This is a genomic window from Vreelandella salicampi, assembly GCF_013415105.1.
Taxonomy (GTDB): Bacteria; Pseudomonadota; Gammaproteobacteria; order Pseudomonadales; family Halomonadaceae; genus Vreelandella; species Vreelandella salicampi.
On the sequence record NZ_JACCDF010000015.1, the window covers coordinates 39,593 to 55,754 of the forward strand.

At 57.7% G+C, this 16,162-nt stretch carries 15 protein-coding genes; 1 reads left to right on the plus strand and 14 read right to left on the minus strand.

What is annotated here, in order from left to right:
* Nucleotides 1-6: 6 nt before the first annotated feature.
* The 6 genes from HZS81_RS15205 to HZS81_RS15230 form a co-directional block, all read right to left on the minus strand.
* Nucleotides 7-1,038 (minus strand): TRAP transporter substrate-binding protein, encoded by a 1,032-nt coding sequence (locus HZS81_RS15205; protein WP_179931368.1) that lies wholly within the window; start codon nt 1,036-1,038, stop codon nt 7-9.
* Between the two features lie 326 nt (nt 1,039-1,364).
* Nucleotides 1,365-2,276 (minus strand): SphA family protein, encoded by a 912-nt coding sequence (locus HZS81_RS15210; protein ID WP_179931369.1) that lies wholly within the window; start codon nt 2,274-2,276, stop codon nt 1,365-1,367.
* A 105-nt stretch (nt 2,277-2,381) separates the two neighbouring features.
* Nucleotides 2,382-3,851: an aldehyde dehydrogenase family protein gene (locus tag HZS81_RS15215; RefSeq protein ID WP_179931370.1), complete on the minus strand. Its 1,470-nt coding sequence runs from the start codon at nt 3,849-3,851 to the stop codon at nt 2,382-2,384.
* Between the two features lie 61 nt (nt 3,852-3,912).
* Nucleotides 3,913-5,463, minus strand: a complete 1,551-nt coding sequence (locus HZS81_RS15220) for an FAD-binding oxidoreductase (RefSeq protein ID WP_179931371.1) — start codon at nt 5,461-5,463, stop codon at nt 3,913-3,915.
* A gap of 69 nt (nt 5,464-5,532) precedes the next feature.
* Nucleotides 5,533-6,075, minus strand: a complete 543-nt coding sequence (locus HZS81_RS15225; RefSeq protein WP_179931372.1) for a hypothetical protein — start codon at nt 6,073-6,075, stop codon at nt 5,533-5,535.
* Between the two features lie 3 nt (nt 6,076-6,078).
* Nucleotides 6,079-6,447, minus strand: coding sequence for a c-type cytochrome (locus HZS81_RS15230; RefSeq protein ID WP_179931373.1), 369 nt, complete (start codon nt 6,445-6,447; stop codon nt 6,079-6,081).
* Between the two features lie 415 nt (nt 6,448-6,862).
* Here HZS81_RS15230 and HZS81_RS15235 point away from each other — a divergent pair, with 415 nt between their 5' ends.
* Complete coding sequence (locus HZS81_RS15235) at nt 6,863-8,485, plus strand: sigma-54-dependent Fis family transcriptional regulator (RefSeq protein ID WP_277815006.1); 1,623 nt, start codon at nt 6,863-6,865, stop codon at nt 8,483-8,485.
* A gap of 117 nt (nt 8,486-8,602) precedes the next feature.
* Here the strand turns inward: HZS81_RS15235 and HZS81_RS15240 are convergent, their stop codons facing one another.
* The 8 genes from HZS81_RS15240 to HZS81_RS15275 form a co-directional block, all read right to left on the minus strand.
* Nucleotides 8,603-9,439 (minus strand): 3-oxoadipate:acetyl-CoA acetyltransferase, encoded by an 837-nt coding sequence (locus HZS81_RS15240; RefSeq protein WP_179931374.1) that lies wholly within the window; start codon nt 9,437-9,439, stop codon nt 8,603-8,605.
* Between the two features lie 117 nt (nt 9,440-9,556).
* Nucleotides 9,557-10,189 (minus strand): protocatechuate 3,4-dioxygenase subunit alpha, encoded by a 633-nt coding sequence (gene pcaG / locus HZS81_RS15245; RefSeq protein ID WP_179931375.1) that lies wholly within the window; start codon nt 10,187-10,189, stop codon nt 9,557-9,559.
* Between the two features lie 14 nt (nt 10,190-10,203).
* Nucleotides 10,204-10,932 carry a protocatechuate 3,4-dioxygenase subunit beta gene (pcaH, locus tag HZS81_RS15250; RefSeq protein ID WP_179931376.1) on the minus strand — a complete coding sequence of 243 codons (729 nt, stop codon included), beginning with the start codon at nt 10,930-10,932 and terminating at the stop codon, nt 10,204-10,206.
* A gap of 157 nt (nt 10,933-11,089) precedes the next feature.
* Nucleotides 11,090-12,019 carry a pca operon transcription factor PcaQ gene (pcaQ, locus tag HZS81_RS15255; protein WP_179931377.1) on the minus strand — a complete coding sequence of 310 codons (930 nt, stop codon included), beginning with the start codon at nt 12,017-12,019 and terminating at the stop codon, nt 11,090-11,092.
* A 54-nt stretch (nt 12,020-12,073) separates the two neighbouring features.
* Complete coding sequence (locus HZS81_RS15260) at nt 12,074-13,243, minus strand: alpha/beta fold hydrolase (protein WP_179931378.1); 1,170 nt, start codon at nt 13,241-13,243, stop codon at nt 12,074-12,076.
* Between the two features lie 22 nt (nt 13,244-13,265).
* Nucleotides 13,266-14,468, minus strand: coding sequence for a 3-oxoadipyl-CoA thiolase (pcaF, locus tag HZS81_RS15265; protein ID WP_179931379.1), 1,203 nt, complete (start codon nt 14,466-14,468; stop codon nt 13,266-13,268).
* A gap of 10 nt (nt 14,469-14,478) precedes the next feature.
* Entirely contained in the window at nt 14,479-15,252 is a 774-nt protein-coding gene (locus HZS81_RS15270; RefSeq protein WP_179931380.1) for a CoA-transferase subunit beta, read from the minus strand.
* Entirely contained in the window at nt 15,252-16,097 is an 846-nt protein-coding gene (locus HZS81_RS15275; protein WP_179931381.1) for a CoA transferase subunit A, read from the minus strand. The genes HZS81_RS15270 and HZS81_RS15275 overlap by 1 nt, the downstream gene beginning before the upstream one ends.
* Between the last annotated feature and the right edge of the window lie 65 nt (nt 16,098-16,162).

The following is a 16,162-nucleotide window of genomic DNA, read 5'->3' on the forward strand; positions in this document are numbered from 1 at the left end:
AACGCGTTACCCTTGCTCAGGCGCGCAGGATTCACTTGCCGCTAGTGCCGCGTCGTACACCTCACGACCAGGCAGCCCACGCTCTTCAAGTCGGTCGAGATAGGACTCGATACCCGCCTGCAGCGGTGCTTGCCAATCCGGATGCTCCAGCGGATTTTCAATCTCGCGGATGGTATGGCCGGCATCCTTCGCTTCTTGCTTACCTTCCACATCCAGGCGGTCAAACACTTCGCCGGCGTTTTCCGCCCAACGCATGCCAGAGTTAGCATCAATCACTGCTTGCTGCTCGGGTGTCAGGCCATCGTAAGCGCGCTGGCTCATGGTGGCGACGAAAATCAGCGTGTAAAACGGCACTTCGGTGTGGTACTCAACCAACTCATTAATGCGGAAGCCTTTCAGCCCTTCCCACGGGAAGCTAAGCCCGTCGATGACGCCACGCTGCATGGAGGTGTAGATATCCGGCGCCGGCATACCTACCGGGTTGGCGCCCATGTTTTCAAGCATCTCACCGGCAACGGCCGTCGGGCGACGAATGCGTAGCCCTTCAAGATCTGCGGGCACTTGGACATCAGTATCGATGGTATGAATGCCGCCTGGGCCGGTGGTGAACATAAACAGCGGGCGGGTATCGGCGTACTCGTCGTCTAAATGGCCATCGTCGTAAAGCGTTTGCAGCACGCAGGCGCCTTGGGTGGCGGTAGTGGCAACGCCGGGAAGCTCGACAATTTGGGAAAGCGGGAAGCGACCTGCGGTGTAGCCCTGTGCCGTCGCGCTGATATCGGCGATACCATTGGCAGCCGCCTCATAGAGAGAGTCAGGCTTTGCCAGTGTGCCGGAGGGGAACATTTCCACTCGAAGCTCACCGCCGGATTCCTCTTCAACCGTGGCCACCCACTGCTCGAAGACTCCCTGGTTAACGCCGGAAGCACCCGGCCAGAAGTGCGCCATACGCAAGGTGGTGGAGGCTTGAACGGCGGAGCTAGCGGCCAGCCCGGCGATAGACGCCGCCAGCAGGCAGGAAGTAAAGCATGTTTTCATGTTCATTCTCCGGGGTGTGTTATGTATTAACCACTTATTATTATGAGCGAAGTGTTCCGTGAATATATCGCATTTATTCGCATAGTGAACATTGGTTCGCTATTTCATACAGAAAGGTAAACTGCCTAGCCCCCTAGCGAAACGCGACTTTGGTCGGACATGATTAAAATGAGAGTGATCGATTAACCCAGCCGCCGCACCAATTCAATAAAGCAGATAACCAGTATCGATGCCATGACGGTAGGAGTGTCAGCGTATTTAGGCTAAAAAAGTGATCCTGCTCGGCATCGCGCCGAACGGGATCTCAAAAGGAAAGGGAAAGGGCTTTAAAAGAACTTGGTCAGTTGTAGACGCACGGTATCGCCTTCGCTCTCCAGGCCTTTTAAGCCACCTGCTTCGGCGTCGTATTCATTATAGTAAGCACCTTTGAGCATCACCCCGGCGCTGGGCCAAAGGTAGCCAGCTTCAGCGCCAACGGCATGACGTTCGGCCTCTGCATCTGAGGGAGCGCCATCGTCGTCGGCCTCCAGCTGCCAGGCGTTGTAGCCCACAAGCCCAAGCTCCAGACCGTTCTCCAACCGATGACCAATGCCCCACTCCACGAGCCAGCTATCGCCTGGGGTAATGCCGGTATCATCCTGCTTGGTCTTAATCTCGTAGCGCGACAGCGCGGAAACGTTCCATGTTTTCTTCGCATCAAAGTGCCACATGCCGCCCAGTGTCAGCATGGTGGAACCGAAGCCTTTGCCCACCGAGGCGGGATTCCCAGCGTCGAAGTCAGCTGTGTCGAACCAGTGGCCAGCGGCGAAGGTGGCATCCCACTGTTTGCCGTGCCAGCCCAATATCACTGGGCCGACAAACAAATCACCGATGCCGTCATCGTCAAAACGCTGCCCACCAGCAACGTCAAAATCAAACGCGATATCCAGCATGGGGATAATCGTTTCCATTCCATAATCAGCTCCCAGGAACGTCCTATCCGTCATCCAAATAAGGCGGTGGGCTAATGCGTTGACTGTGCCATTGTTATTGCCTGGCACCGCATTACCCTCTGTGCCGTTAAACTGATCGACGTCGTATTGAAACAAGTAGCCACGATAGTAAAGCCCAGCAGGCGGTGCTGCCGCCGAACCAAGCCCTTCGATACCGGGCGGATAGTGACCATTGACAGCTAAGGCTGTGGGCACAGCAATGCTCGCACCGAGCGTTGCCAAGCATAGGGTGACTGTTTTTTTCATGGCTTATTGTCTCTTTTATCGTCAGCCGCCTTGCTATCCGCTCGCAGTGAGCCGATAGCAAGCGTGGTAAAAAAATAGGAATCAAAAAGTACGCGCAATGCTGGTTTAGAATGGGTAGCCGCGCGGGGCATGCTGCACGCTGATCCAATGGTCAGTGGTAAATTCCTCAATTGCCCAATCACCGTTAAAGCGGCCAAGTCCGGAGTTTTTCTCGCCGCCAAAGGGTACGTGCGCTTCGTCGTTTACTGGCATGTCATTAACGTGCGTCATGCCCGCCTTGATGCGTTGGGCAAAGCGCAACCCTCGCTCCAGGTCGCCACTGAACACCGCGCTGGAAAGCCCGTATTCGGTGCCATTGGCGAGCTCCAGTGCATGAGCCTCGTCGCGGGCTTTCTGGATGCCTACCAGCGGGCCGAAAATTTCCTCGCGACTGATCTCCATATCAGGTGTCACATCGCCGAACACAAACGGCGGCACCATCTGGCCATCGATTGTTCCTTCCAGCAGAACAGTGGCGCCCTCTCGTTTAGCGGTGGCGATTTTCGTCTCCAATCCTTCGCGTTGTTTGGCATTAATCACCGGCCCCACCACGGTCGCCATATCGCTTGGGTCACCGACCTGTAGCATCTTCACCTTGGTCACGAAGCGTTCCACGAACGCGTCGTAGAGGTTTTCATCCACGATGATGCGGTTTATCGCCATGCAGATCTGGCCTTGATGGAGAAACTTGCCCATTGCCGCGGCGTTGACCGCCTGATCAAGATCAGCGTCATCCAGCACAACAAAGGGACTGTTGCCACCTAGCTCTAACGATACCTTCTTGATATGTGTGCCACCGCTGGCAATGCGGCCGATGCCACGGCCGACCTGGGTAGAGCCAGTAAACGAGATCAGCCGCGGCACGCGATGCTCAACGAAGGCATCACCGATTTCGCTACCCGCACCCACGACTACGCTGAGTAGCCCCTTGGGCAGGCCGGCCTCTTCAAAAATCTTCGCCAGTAGCAAACCGCCGGTAACCGGTGTGTCGCTTGCCGGCTTGACCACTACGGCGTTACCCAGAGCAAGGGCAGGCGCAATGGAGCGCTGAGATAAATGCAGCGGAAAATTCCACGGGCTGATCACGCCGACAACACCTAACGGCTTGCGATAAACACGGTTCTCCTTACCCGGCACGTTGGATGCTAGCGTCATACCTTGCACGCGCCCCGGCATGCTCGCAGCTTCCTGGGTAATACCGCGGGCGGCCCCCCACTCCACGTTGGCTTTAAGCCGAGTGCTGCCCGATTCGCGAATCAGCCAATCGATAATCTCGTCCTTGCGCGCGTCAAAGATCGCAACCACACGCTGCATCAAATCGGCACGCTCAGCGGGCGGCGTGACTGCCCATTCGGCCTGGGCTTTTTCTGCCGCGCCAAAGGCTGCGTCCAAATCATCTCGGTTCGCCAAGCGTGTTGACAGTAATGCGCTGCCATCGTAAGGGTTGCTTACCTCGACGGTGCGCTCGCTTTTTCCTTCGCGCCACTCGCCAGCAATAGGCTGAAGGTAAAAATCACTGTAAGTGTTGCTCATCATCAAAACTCCTGCTTCATTGTCTCACCTGATCGTACTGTCTCGCCTGATCGCACTAACGGCGTTATTGACGAATGCCCGACTTACCCGGCGAAAGAATACCGTTCGGGTCGAGTGCATTTTTTAGTGTGGTATGGACATTGCGCAACGGCTCGCCGAAGGTGCCGGCCACCTGCTCCATAAACTCTGTATTGGTGCGGTATAGCCCGTAACCGCGTTTGGCGAACTCATCGATAAGCTCAGCAAAACAGTCATGAGCACGCTGGGTCTCTTCCGAATCTTCGCGGTTGTAGAGAAGGTCAATAACATGGTGCATATCGCGCCAGCCGACGATGTACTCCGCTACATAATCGAAGCCATACTTGTCGAGGATCTGCTGCGCTAAATCGGTCTGATCCTTGGTCTCGCTACCCTTGGCCTGAGAAACCGGTGCAAACCACATGGAGCCGCCACCCCCACGCCAGTTGTAGAGACCAAACTCCTGCAAGTTCATATCACCTTTCATCAGCGCGGCGCGGTAATCGAAACTACCGCCACGCTGTTCGGCCTCATCGCCGTACATGATTTTGGCTTTGCCGCTAGCGCCGAAGGCCTGCTCAACAATCTTCCAATTAACCTCGATCTGCTCTGGCGTGCCGTAAAGCGCTGCGTAGACATTCCACTCACCGATGCCCTCGCCTTCCTTAATTCGCTCAATGGCCTCACGGGGAATCGAATCGGTACCGCTGTAGTACTTTTTGCGTGTTACGTGGGTACCTGCATCCCACAAGGTATGAACAATCACCACGGCATTAGGAATGATCTGCGAAATGCGCAGTGGCCGCAGTACATCGACGATCTCTTCGATATCTGCTGGGTCTTGATACTGGATCAAGAAAGGACGATATGCCGGCGGCTCGGGCATCAGCCACAGTCCCATTTTGGTCACGATGCCGTAATTTGACTGAGTGAAGAGGCCATCGATATACGGGCCGTATCCCCACTTAAAGACCTGCCAGGAGCTAGACTTCTCGATACCGCCCATGCCAGTGCGCACCATTTCCCCATTGGCAAGCACGACTTCCATGCCACACTGGAACATGAAGTGCTCGCCGTAAGGGGTATAACCCACCCCCCGGTCAAGTGTATTACCTACCGGGCCGGCAATCGCCGACGGCGCTGGCGGATCGAGCCACAGCTTATAGCCTTTTTCTTTGATGTAGTCGTAAAGCTGCTGATAGGTAACCCCAGGCTCGATCAGCGCCGTGCATACTTCCGGGTCGACGTCGAGTATGCGATTCATCCGATGCATATCGAGAATCACTTGGCCGGTTTCACCAGGCGCGGCCGAGCCGTAGCCTAAGTTCTTACCGGTGGAAATCGTCCAGATCGGCACCTTGTACTGATTGCACACAGCCACGATGGCTTGAACCTGATCGGCTTCCGTCGGCAGCAAGGCAGCGGAGGGAATATAGTCGGCATCGTTACCGGCCATCATGATTTTGGTGTAGGGAGCAAGCTGTTCGTTCTCGACGAAAACGTTGTCTGTGCCCAAAATCTCACGAAATTTCGCAAGGGCAGCGTCGAAACTCGCAGCACTAACGCCTTTCGGCAGAATACGCTGTGTCGTGCTCATAAAGGGGTCTCTCACTTGTTATGCTAACTGTTGTAATAATCCCAAACGCTGAAAACGGGTGCGGGTCAGTTACACCTTGACCAAAAAGCTCAGCTCGCTAGCGTCGGAGTTAGTCTCAGCCCGTGGAAACTGATGGGTATGACGATCACGTCCGCTGGCGAGGGCCAGTCGGGCATACGCGCGCCCAAACGATACCTGCCAACTGCCCGACTCCACGGCCAACGGCTCGCTGACCGAGCCACGATGGCTCAAAAGCCAATGGTGTTCTGCCTCATGGCGACCCAATGCGATAATCCGACCACGCCCGGCGAGTAGGCTGGTTAAAAGCACGACACCCGCTTCATCGGTAAATCCGGCAATCAGCGTACCGCTAGGCAAGGCGCTTAGCGCCAAAGGGTCTAGCCGGCCCTCATAGCGCGGGGCAAAACCTTGTTGACGTAACCCCAAACCCAGTTCGGTGGTGGAATGCTCGACACCGTAAAGGCGAATATCACCATGGAAAGGTGCATTAGGATGCCCAGCATCACTCGCCCAGGCCGCCCCTAGCGACAGCGGCGCGGCGGCGCCCATCAGCAGGCTATTTTTTAGTAGCTGTCGACGTGTCAGTTTCATCGTCTACTCCTTGCCAGCAGCGGTATCTGCCAGCTCACCACGCAGCAATGCATCAATCAGCCCTTCAAGCTCGGTATCGCTGATTTTGGCGTTTCGCAGTGACGGCATGGCCGCGCGACCTTCGCGTACCGTGGTATGGATATAATCACCACGCGCCTCCCACGCAGCCTCGGGGAAAGGCATGGTGATTTGTGGGCCGACCGCCTTATCCAAGTTATGGCAGTGAGCACACACCTGCCGATAAACCTCGGCGGGCTCGCGAGCACGATCTGCCGCCAGTGTCGCCGTCGCCAACACTGTGCTCAGCGCCGCCAAGGATAGGGCGGCTAATCGCTGCCCTAACGTGCTCTTCTCAATTGTTGTGTTATGCATACGTCTTACCCGTCAGTTAGCCAAGGGGTGTTTTATCTTTCACGATAGCCGGCCTCTATCTAATACTTTTGTATAAAAACAAAGAGTTAGTATCGGCTGACTCGCCTAGTGCCTTTCAAAAAGCGTGCCGATATTGAAAAAAAGGGGGTTATCAAAGCATTAGCTAGTAGTACGACGAATCATCGTCCGTTTAGCGAACTTCTGTTCGCTAATAGCGTTTAACCATTTCGTCACGACTTCACCAAATCATAAAGTCGGCTCAGCAAGAGCCTTTTCCCAGGCTGCAAGCCAAGTGATACTCTTGCGCTCCCAATAAAAAACGTGAGCCGGTATGTTTCTCTCCTCCTCCGACTATCCAAATGCCCGCGACCTAATGGATGCGCTTCGCTTTCTGCCTGAAGAGGGCTAAATTTGGTTGGGCGAGCAGCGCATGTTGCTAATGCCGCTGGCCGCCTCTACGTTTTTTCGCAATGAATTGATTACCACACTGGGTATCGAGCGAGCTCGCGGGCTTTTCATGCGCTTGGGTTACTACTCAGGGTTGATGGACGCAGAGCTAGGCGAAGAGCTACGCGGTAAACACTTAGGGCTCGAGGAAAGTTTCCTTGCTGGCCCGCAGTTGCATGCCTTGCAGGGGCACGTTAAATCGGTGCCAGTTAGCTTGGAAATTGATCTGCCACATGATCGCTTCTATAGCGAATTTATTTGGAAGGGCTCCTTTGAAGTGGATGTATGGCATGCTCGAGGAAAACAGCACGAACCAGCGTGCTGGACACTTCTGGGGTATGCGTCCGGCTACGCCACCCAGCTTTTAGGCCGTGAGGTTCAGTATCGCGAAGTGAGCTGCCGCGCTTGCGGCGATGACGACTGCCGTATCATCGGTAAATTGGCCCAAGAGTGGCCCGACCACGTCGAGTTTTCCGAGTTACTGCGTGAAGCGCCGTTGATTGATGAGCTCTATGAGCTACAGGCACGCATCGCCACACTGGAAAGCGACCTTGCCCGCTCCCGCGACCAAGAAACCTGGGGACCGATTGGCTCAACGCCTGCCTTTCGCGACATGCTCGCCATGCTAGATAGCGCGGCGCCTTCCGATGTCCCTGTATTACTGCTCGGTGAAACCGGTACAGGGAAAGAGATTTTGGCGCGGCGCTTACACGACCGTAGCCGACGCGTCGATGGCCCCTTTATCGCCGTCAACTGCGCGGCCATCCCACCTGAGCTGATTGAATCGGAGCTATTTGGCGTAGAAAAAGGCGCCTATACCGGTGCGGTCCAGTCCCGTATGGGGCGTTTTGAGCGCGCCAATGGAGGCACGCTGTTTTTAGATGAACTGGCGGAACTCTCTCCGCGCGCGCAGGCCGCACTTTTACGCGCGCTGCAGGAGGGGCAAATTGAGCGAGTCGGCGGCGAAAGTGTAAAAGACGTTAATGTCCGTATTATCGCCGCCACCCACACGGATCTGATGGAGCGCGTGGCGCAGGGTAGTTTTCGCCAAGATCTTTTCTACCGTCTCAACGCCTTTACGCTCACCGTGCCACCACTTCGCGAACGAAAAGAAGATATCACAGCTCTCGCTGAGCACTTTCTCAGTCACTTTGAGCACCACTATCAGCGCCGCACGCTAGGCTTTTCCGACCAAGCGCGCTCGGCCATGAACCAGTACCGCTGGCCAGGTAATGTGCGCGAGCTCAAAAACAGCGTCGAGCGCGGCGTGATTCTCACGTCCGATCATAAGCACATTAACGAAAAGGCCCTATTCGGCGATTACCGTGTGCCGACGCTAGAGCGTGAAAAAGCCCAAGGGCTCGATGCAACCGGCATGCTGACGCCATCTCCTGGCGAATATGCCGAAAGCGCTACCCCCCAACAGCGCGTGCAGCCGCTACTAGACGCCGGTATGACACTCGAAGACGTCGAGCGGGCACTGATTCAATCCGCTAATGAAGGCAGTAACGGCAATATAACGGCGGCCGCGCGGCGCCTGGGAATGACCCGAGCGGCGTATGCCTACCGCTTGAAAAAGTACGAGCTTTAAACAATTCGTATCTCGGCCCCAACGGTGCGTTACGCCGTAAAAAGCGCTGATTGCCGCGGCTAAGTACCGCGGCTAAGTACCGCGGTGTACCTTGCGCGGCAGGTGAGCCCCGTTCATTTATTCATCAGGCGATCTTAAGCCGAGAATCTCACGCGCCTGCTGCCAGGTGGCAACCGGTCGCTCATACTGCTCGCACAAGGCTACGGTGCGCTCGACCAGTGCGGCGTTGGAGGGAGCGAGCGTATCGCGGTCAAGGCGCACGTTATCTTCAAGCCCAGTGCGGGTGTGGCCGCCAGCGGCGATCGACCACTCGTTGAGCAAATACTGATTGGTGCCGATACCCGCGCCGCACCACTGCGCATCCGGCGCTAAACGTTTGAGCGTTTCGATATAGAAATCAAACGTCGGCTTATCCGCCGGCATGGCGTTTTTCACCCCCATTACAAACTGGACGTAGAGCGGCGCCTTGAGTTTGCCCTGTTTAGACAGCGCAGCCGCTTGGTGAATGTGCGATAGATCAAACGCTTCGATTTCAGGCTTGACGTTGTAGGTGAGCATTTCGTTGGCAAGCCACTCCACCAATTGCGGCGGGTTCTCGTAAACGCGGTTAGGGAAGTTATTGGAGCCCACCGAGAGACTCGCCATATCGGGTGCGAGCGACAACATGCCACCGCGCACCTCGCCCGCGCCGGAGCGCCCGCCGGTTGAGAGTTGGATGACCATCCCCGGGCAGTGCTTTTTGAGCCCTTCCATCAACCGGCCAAATTTCTCTGGGTCTGAAGAGGGTGTTTGATCGTCGTTGCGCACGTGGCAATGCGCAATTGTCGCGCCAGCTTCAAACGCCGCCTGTGTGCTTTCGATTTGCTCTTCCACGGTGATCGGCACGGCGGGGTTATTCTCTTTACGCGGTAGGCTGCCGGTGATAGCCACACAGATAATGCAGGGGTTCGCCATTTTGTTCTCCTCGTGCTCTTTTGGCACTTGGGTAGTAAGCGCACACGCCAACGCCGCCCACACAGGGCGGCGCGGAAAGATCAGCGCATTGCTAGCGGCGTGTTGGAAAGTCGCCGGTTAGAAATCAAAGAACACCGTTTCGCCTTCGCCTTGCACCCGAATATCAAAGCGATAGCGCACTTTGCCGTCTGCCTCTTCGCGCTTGGCGATCAACGTCTGGCGGCGTGTTGGCGACTCGATACGGTTGAGTACGGGGCACTTGCCATTGGCCTCGGTCTCGTCGTCAAAGTAAAGACGCGTCTGCAACTGAATATTGATCCCGCGAGCGAAGATCGACAAGTTGATATGCGGTGCCTGAGGCGTGCCGCTTGGGTGCGCCACCGAGCCAGGCTTGATGGTCTTGAGCGACCATTCGCTGCCGTGGTCGAACGTCGTCGCGGTGCGGCCAAAACTGTTAAACGGCTTTTCCAAGTCAAACTCGGGTTGGTACTCGCCGTTTGCGTCCGCTTGCCACGCCTCGATAAAGGCGTCGCGAATCAGATCGCCGTTGCCGTCGATCACGGTACCGACTACCTCGATCTGCTCGCCGTCGGCATCGGGCTTGGCCAGTTCGTTCCAGATCTCTTCATCGCGGGTCGGGTTACCGGCGGCGGCCAACGCCAGGCCAATGTGCACGTAGGGCCCCGCGGTTTGGGAGGCGGTTTCGCGCAGCATCAGCGCGCTTGTGGGCTGCGAATTAGGCTGTTGCATGACGTTCCCCTCCCTTATTGGTTCTCAAAGTAAGTTTGCAGCTCGCCGCGTACGACCAGATCAAAGCGGTAAGCCAGACAATCCATCGGCTTGCTATGGGCCATGTCCAGGCGGCCAATCATGGTTTCCACCGCCTCAGCGTCTTTAAGGGTGTTCACGATTGGGCAGAGCGGAATCAGCGGGTCGCCCTCAAAGTACATCTGGGTAATCAAACGCGTAGAGATCGACGGCCCCATCACCGAGACGTGAATGTGCGACGGGCGCCAGCTGTTGGGGTCGTTGGGCCACGGGTAGGGGCCGGGCTTGATGGTGCGGAAGCGGTACCAACCGTGCTCGTCGGTCAGGCAGCGCCCGACACCGCCAAAGTTAGGGTCGAGCGGGGCGAGGTAGTTATCGTTTTTGTGGCGATAACGACCACCAGCGTTGGCCTGCCACATTTCCACCAGCGTATGCGGTACCGGCTTGCCGAACTGATCAACCACGCGGCCGAACATAACAATGCGCTCGCCCACCGGCAGGCCTGGGCTTTGATCTTGGCGAAAGTTGAGCAGCAGATCGTTGTCGTGCGGCCCCATGCGCAGTTTGCGAAAATCGGGGCCGGAGAGTTCCGAAACCGTCGGCTTTTGCATGCTCATCAACGCCTGCTGCGGCGAGCGCGCAATCGAGGTTTTATAGCCCGGCGCATAACCCGGTGGGTGCCAGTTGCGGTCACGCTCGACAAAGCGTTTATTCTGGTACGACATCGTTATTGTCCTTTAGGGAAGTGGTCAAGACAGTCTGGAAACAGCCAGCCTGTAAGTAGCTAGTCTGCAAATAACCCAGCACCGTGCCAATTGACGTTTTAGCGTTATGTCATAACCTATAAGTTATATGCGGAGTTATGACGTACTTATGGCTTAGCTATGGTGTAGTGATGGCTTTTTCGGCGGCGATGGCGCGCAAGGTATAGCAAAACTGATCCAGTGCTAGCGATGGCGCCAGTGAAGCGTTGGTGCACAATCCCACCGAGCCGCCCTGCTGCTCCATGGCCAGTGGTAGCTCGCACAGCTCTTCGGTTTTGAGCCCTTCCATCGCGGACTCTTCGGGCGCCACCCAAATGGCATCACTGCCCAGGGTAAAACCGCGCCCTAGCGGCAGTGAAAGCGTCTCCAACGGCTGCGCGGGCAGCTCCAAGCCGTGGCGGACAAAAAAGCTATCCACCTGCTGACGCAGCGTGGTTTGCGGAGGTGGCAATACCCAAGGGTAGGCGGTTAAATCCTGGGGCGTGAGCTCGGTAGCGGCTGCTAGAGGATGTCCCGCGCGGACGGCGAGTAGCAGGCGCTCGTAAAAGAGGTGCTCGAAATTGAGATCGAGAATCTCGCGGGCGGCGGTCATGCGCCCGACCACCAAATCCAGCTCGCCGCGTCGCAGGCGCGAGAGCAAAAAGGCGCTCGGGCCTGTCACCACGCTAACGCCACCCTCGCCTTCCATGCTCGCCTGCCAACGGTGAATCGCTTCGGGCATCAAACGGCTCTCCACCGTGGAGAGCGCGCCGATGCGCAGCCAGCTCGCCCCGGTGCGGCCCTCGCCCACCGCGCCAATGCCCTCCTCCAAAGTGCGCAGAGCAGGCCCGGCATGACGCAGCAGCGTCAGCCCCGCCTGGGTTAACGAAACCCCGCGCGGCGTGCGCTCAAAAAGCACAACGGCCAGCGTCTCTTCTAGCTCACGGATGGTTTTCGAGATACCCGGCTGAGTAATCGCCAAACGCTCCGCAGCGCGAGCGAAGCTGCGCTGGCGCGCCACCTGCAAAAAAGCTTGAAGGTGGCGCAATTTGATCCGCGCATTGAGCATGCCCTTTCCCTCTCTCACTCATAACCTTTTGGTTATGAGTTTAGCGCAGCGGTGCTATTCGCCCCAGCCTAGCTCTTTGGCCAGCGCAAAGGCGTGATTTGCCGCCGGCACGCCGCCGTAGATCGCCACGTGCATCAGCACCTGACGTAGCTCGGCCTCAGAAAGACCGATACGCTTGGCAGTTTTCAAGTGCAGCGTTAGCTCTTCACGGCCGAGCGCGGCGAGAATACCGGTGGTGATCATGCTGCGCTCACGCCGGGTCAGGTCGTCGTTGCTCCAAAGCTCACCCCACGCCAGGCGAGTGATCATCTGCTGAAACGGCGCATCCAGGCTCGTCGCATTCGCGGTGGAGCGTTCAACGTGCGCCTCGCCCAGCACCTGCTTACGGGTTTCAAGGCCGCTGGCGTAATCCACGCCGTTAGCGCCCACATCGCCGAGATCCACAGCCAGCACAGCGAGCAGTTTCTCGGCAAATAGCGCTGGCGCCTCAACCGGGGGTACATGACCCATGCCATCAAAAATCTCTAGCGGTGCGCCGTCGAGTTCCGCAGAAAGCGCTTCCAGCGTGGCGGGGGGTGTGGCCATATCTTCGCTGCCGCCGAAAAGCCGGATTTTGGCGTGCTTACCCGTGAGCTTTCCAGTAAAGACATCACGACCCAGCATTTCGCACAGCTGAGCGTAGGATTCATCATCGCCACGGCCCATCTGCGTGCACCAGCCGGTTTTCAGCGCGGGGCTGGCCTCAAACGCCGCCGGGGCAAACCAACGCGGTACGATCTCTTCGGCCATCGCCGCCAAGCCCTCTTCGCGCACGCGGGCCGCGCGGGTGTTCCACAGTTCTGCGTTGCCAATCACCGCGCCGGTATTGGTCAGTGTGGCGGAGAGCAAACGCTCGCTATGTTCGGCAATCAGCTGCTGGCCGACCACGCCGCCGATTGAGGTGCCGGCAAAGTGAAAACGCTCGGCGCCAGAGAGCGCTACCAGCGCCAACGCTTCGGCGACCAAATCCGCCGGTGTTGTCTGGGCACCCGTTACGGCTTGGCTCGCGCCGTGGCCGGGCAAATCCCATGTCAACACGCGGTAACGTGGCAACAGCGCTGGAATAACGTCATCCCATACCGCTTGGCTCATGCCCAGCGGGTGCGCCAGCACCACCAGCGGGTTGGCCTCACTACCGAGCAGGCGATAGGCGATACCGCGGCCGTTGATCGTTGCAAATGCCATGATCTCTCTCCTGTTATTTGGGCTATACCCGCTCGATCAGCGTGGCGATACCTTGGCCGACGCCAACGCACATGGTGCACAGCGCATAGCGCTTGCCGCTGTTTTGCAGCTCGTGGGCAGCGGTGAGCAATAAGCGCGCGCCGGACATACCCAGCGGGTGGCCCAGTGCAATCGCACCGCCGTTAGGGTTTACGCGCGGGTCGTCGTCAGCAATACCGAGATCACGCAGGCACGCAAGCGCCTGAGCGGCGAAGGCTTCATTTAGCTCAATCACGTCGATCTCATCTATGCTCACACCAGTGCGCTTGAGCAGTTTTTGCACCGCAGGCACCGGGCCGTAGCCCATGATGCGCGGCTCTACACCCGCCGTGGCCATGCCGAGAATTTTCGCCATGGGGGTTAAGCCGTGCGCCTCGACCGCCGCTTGGCTTGCGACTAGCATTGCCGCCGCGCCGTCGTTCACACCGGAGGCATTGCCTGCGGTGACGCTGCCGCCATCGCGGAACGGCGTGGGCAGGCCCGCCAATTTATCGAGCGTGGTTTCGCGCAGGTGCTCGTCATGATCAAAGATGAGCGGTTCCTGCTTACGGCGGGGAATCTCAATGGCGGTAATCTCCTGAGCAAAACGGCCCCCCTTTTGCGCGGCGGCGGCTTTCTGCTGTGAGCGCAGGGCGAAGGCGTCCTGATCTTCGCGCGCGATCTTAAACTGCTCGGCGACGTTCTCGGCGGTTTCGGGCATGGAATCCACCCCAAACGCCTTTTTCATCGCCGGATTGATAAAACGCCAACCTATGGTGGTGTCTTCGATCTTCTGGCCACGGGAGAAGGCGCTATCGGCCTTGCCCATCACATAAGGCGCACGCGACATCGACTCCACGCCACCGGCCAGCGCGAGCTCCATTTCACCAGCTTTGATGGCGCGAAAGGCAGTGCCAACGGCGTCCATACCCGAGCCACACAAGCGATTCATGGTGGTGCCAGGCACAGATGCCGGGATGCCAGCCAGCAGCGATGACATCCGCGCCACGTTACGGTTGTCTTCACCGGCCTGGTTAGCACAGCCCATAAAGACTTCTTCGATGGCGGCCGGTTTGAGGTTCGGCGCCTCAGCGAGCACCGCTTTGAAAAGCGTCGCGGCAACGTCATCCGGGCGAACGCTTGCCAGTGTGCCACCGAAACGGCCCACGGCGGTACGGCGCGGATGGCAGAGAAATACGTCAGTCATGATGCTCTCCTTACTGGCCCGCGTGGGCGCGTTCGGTACGGGCTTTCAGCTCGCGTAGTACGTCGAGTTCTGTTTCGCTCGGCTCGGGGGTGCTTTCCAGCTGCTCGGCAAAGCGAATTTCCCAACCCGTGGCATCAATCACGTCCTCACGCGACACGCCCGGGTGCAGCGAGACCACCACCAGCTCCTTGCTCTCGGGGTCGGGCTTCATTACGCAGAGATCGGTAATGACACGGGTAGGGCCTTTGCCGATATTGGGCACGCCATCACGCCCTTTACCGTCGCGGCCAAAACCCAGCGTGGTCACAAAGTCGACATCTTTTACAAAAGCGCGTTTTGAATGTTTAAGGGTAATAAACACTTCGCCCGCGCTAGTGGCAATTTCCGGCGCACCGCCACCGCCCGGTAAGCGAACCTTCGGCGCCTTGTAATCGCCGATTAGCGTCGTGTTCAGGTTAGCAAAACGGTCAATTTGCGCGGTGCCTAAGAAGCCAACGTCAACCTTTCCGCCCTGTAGCCAGTAGCGGAACATCTCCGGCACGGCCACGGTGGTCAGCGCGGATTCGCACAGTTCACCATCGCCGATGGATAGTGGCAAAATCTCGGGTTTGGTTTGCAGCGTGCCGGATTCGTAAATCAGCACCACATCGGGGGCGTGGGTCAGGCGCGCCAGGTTGGCGGCCTCCGAAGGCAGGCCGATGCCGACAAAGCAGGTGGTGCCGTTTGCCAGCGCGCGGGCGGCGGTCACGGTCATCATTTCCGAAGAGGTGTATTCCAGGCTCATCAGGCTTGTCCTCCTGCACTGTCACTGGCTGTACTGCGGGCGGCGTTATAGACGTTCTCGTCGAGCCACGTGGTAAAAGTGTCGCGGTCGCGTGCGATAGCGTCCCACTCTTTATAAAAGCGGTTGTTGCGATCGTAGTAACCGTGGGTATAGGAAGGCAGCGCCCCCTTTTCGGCCACGGCAATGGCGCTAATCGCCCAGCCGGGAATCACACAGGCGTTGGGATGCGCGTTCAGATCGTCGACGATCTCTTCGACGGTGACGATGCTGTGCTTCGCCGCCATCACGGCCTCTTTCTGCACGCCAACGATACCTTCAACCAGCACGTTGCCTTGGCGATCAGCGCGCTGAGCGTGGACGATGGAGACATCCGGGCGCACCGAGGGCACCGCCGCTAACCGCTCACCGGTGAAGGGGCACTCGATAAACTTGATTTGATCATTAACGCTAGGCAGTTCGCTGCCGACATAGCCGCGCAACACCGCCAACGGCAAGCCCGCTGCTCCCGCTTCAAAAGCGCAGGCCATGGCCGCGTGGCTGTGCTCAAGAATCTCGATCTTGCGCGGCCAGCCTTTCTCAACCGCATCGCGCAGGCGGTGCAGCGAGCCAACGCCGGGGTTACCGCCCCAGGAGAAAATGACTTTCTTGGCGCAGCCCGCGCCGATCAATTGATCGTAGATCAAATCGGGGGTCATACGAATCAGGGTTAAATCGCGCTTTTGCTGGCGGATGACTTCGTGGCCCGCAGCGAACGGAATCAGGTGGGTAAAGCCCTCCATGGCGACGGTAGCGCCGTCCTCGACGAAACGCGCCACCGCGTCATGCAAGCTCAAAAACTCGGCCATGCTAAGTGCCTCTATTAGGATGAACGCAAATTTTGTTCGACTTACGAACATAGATTCTATATGCG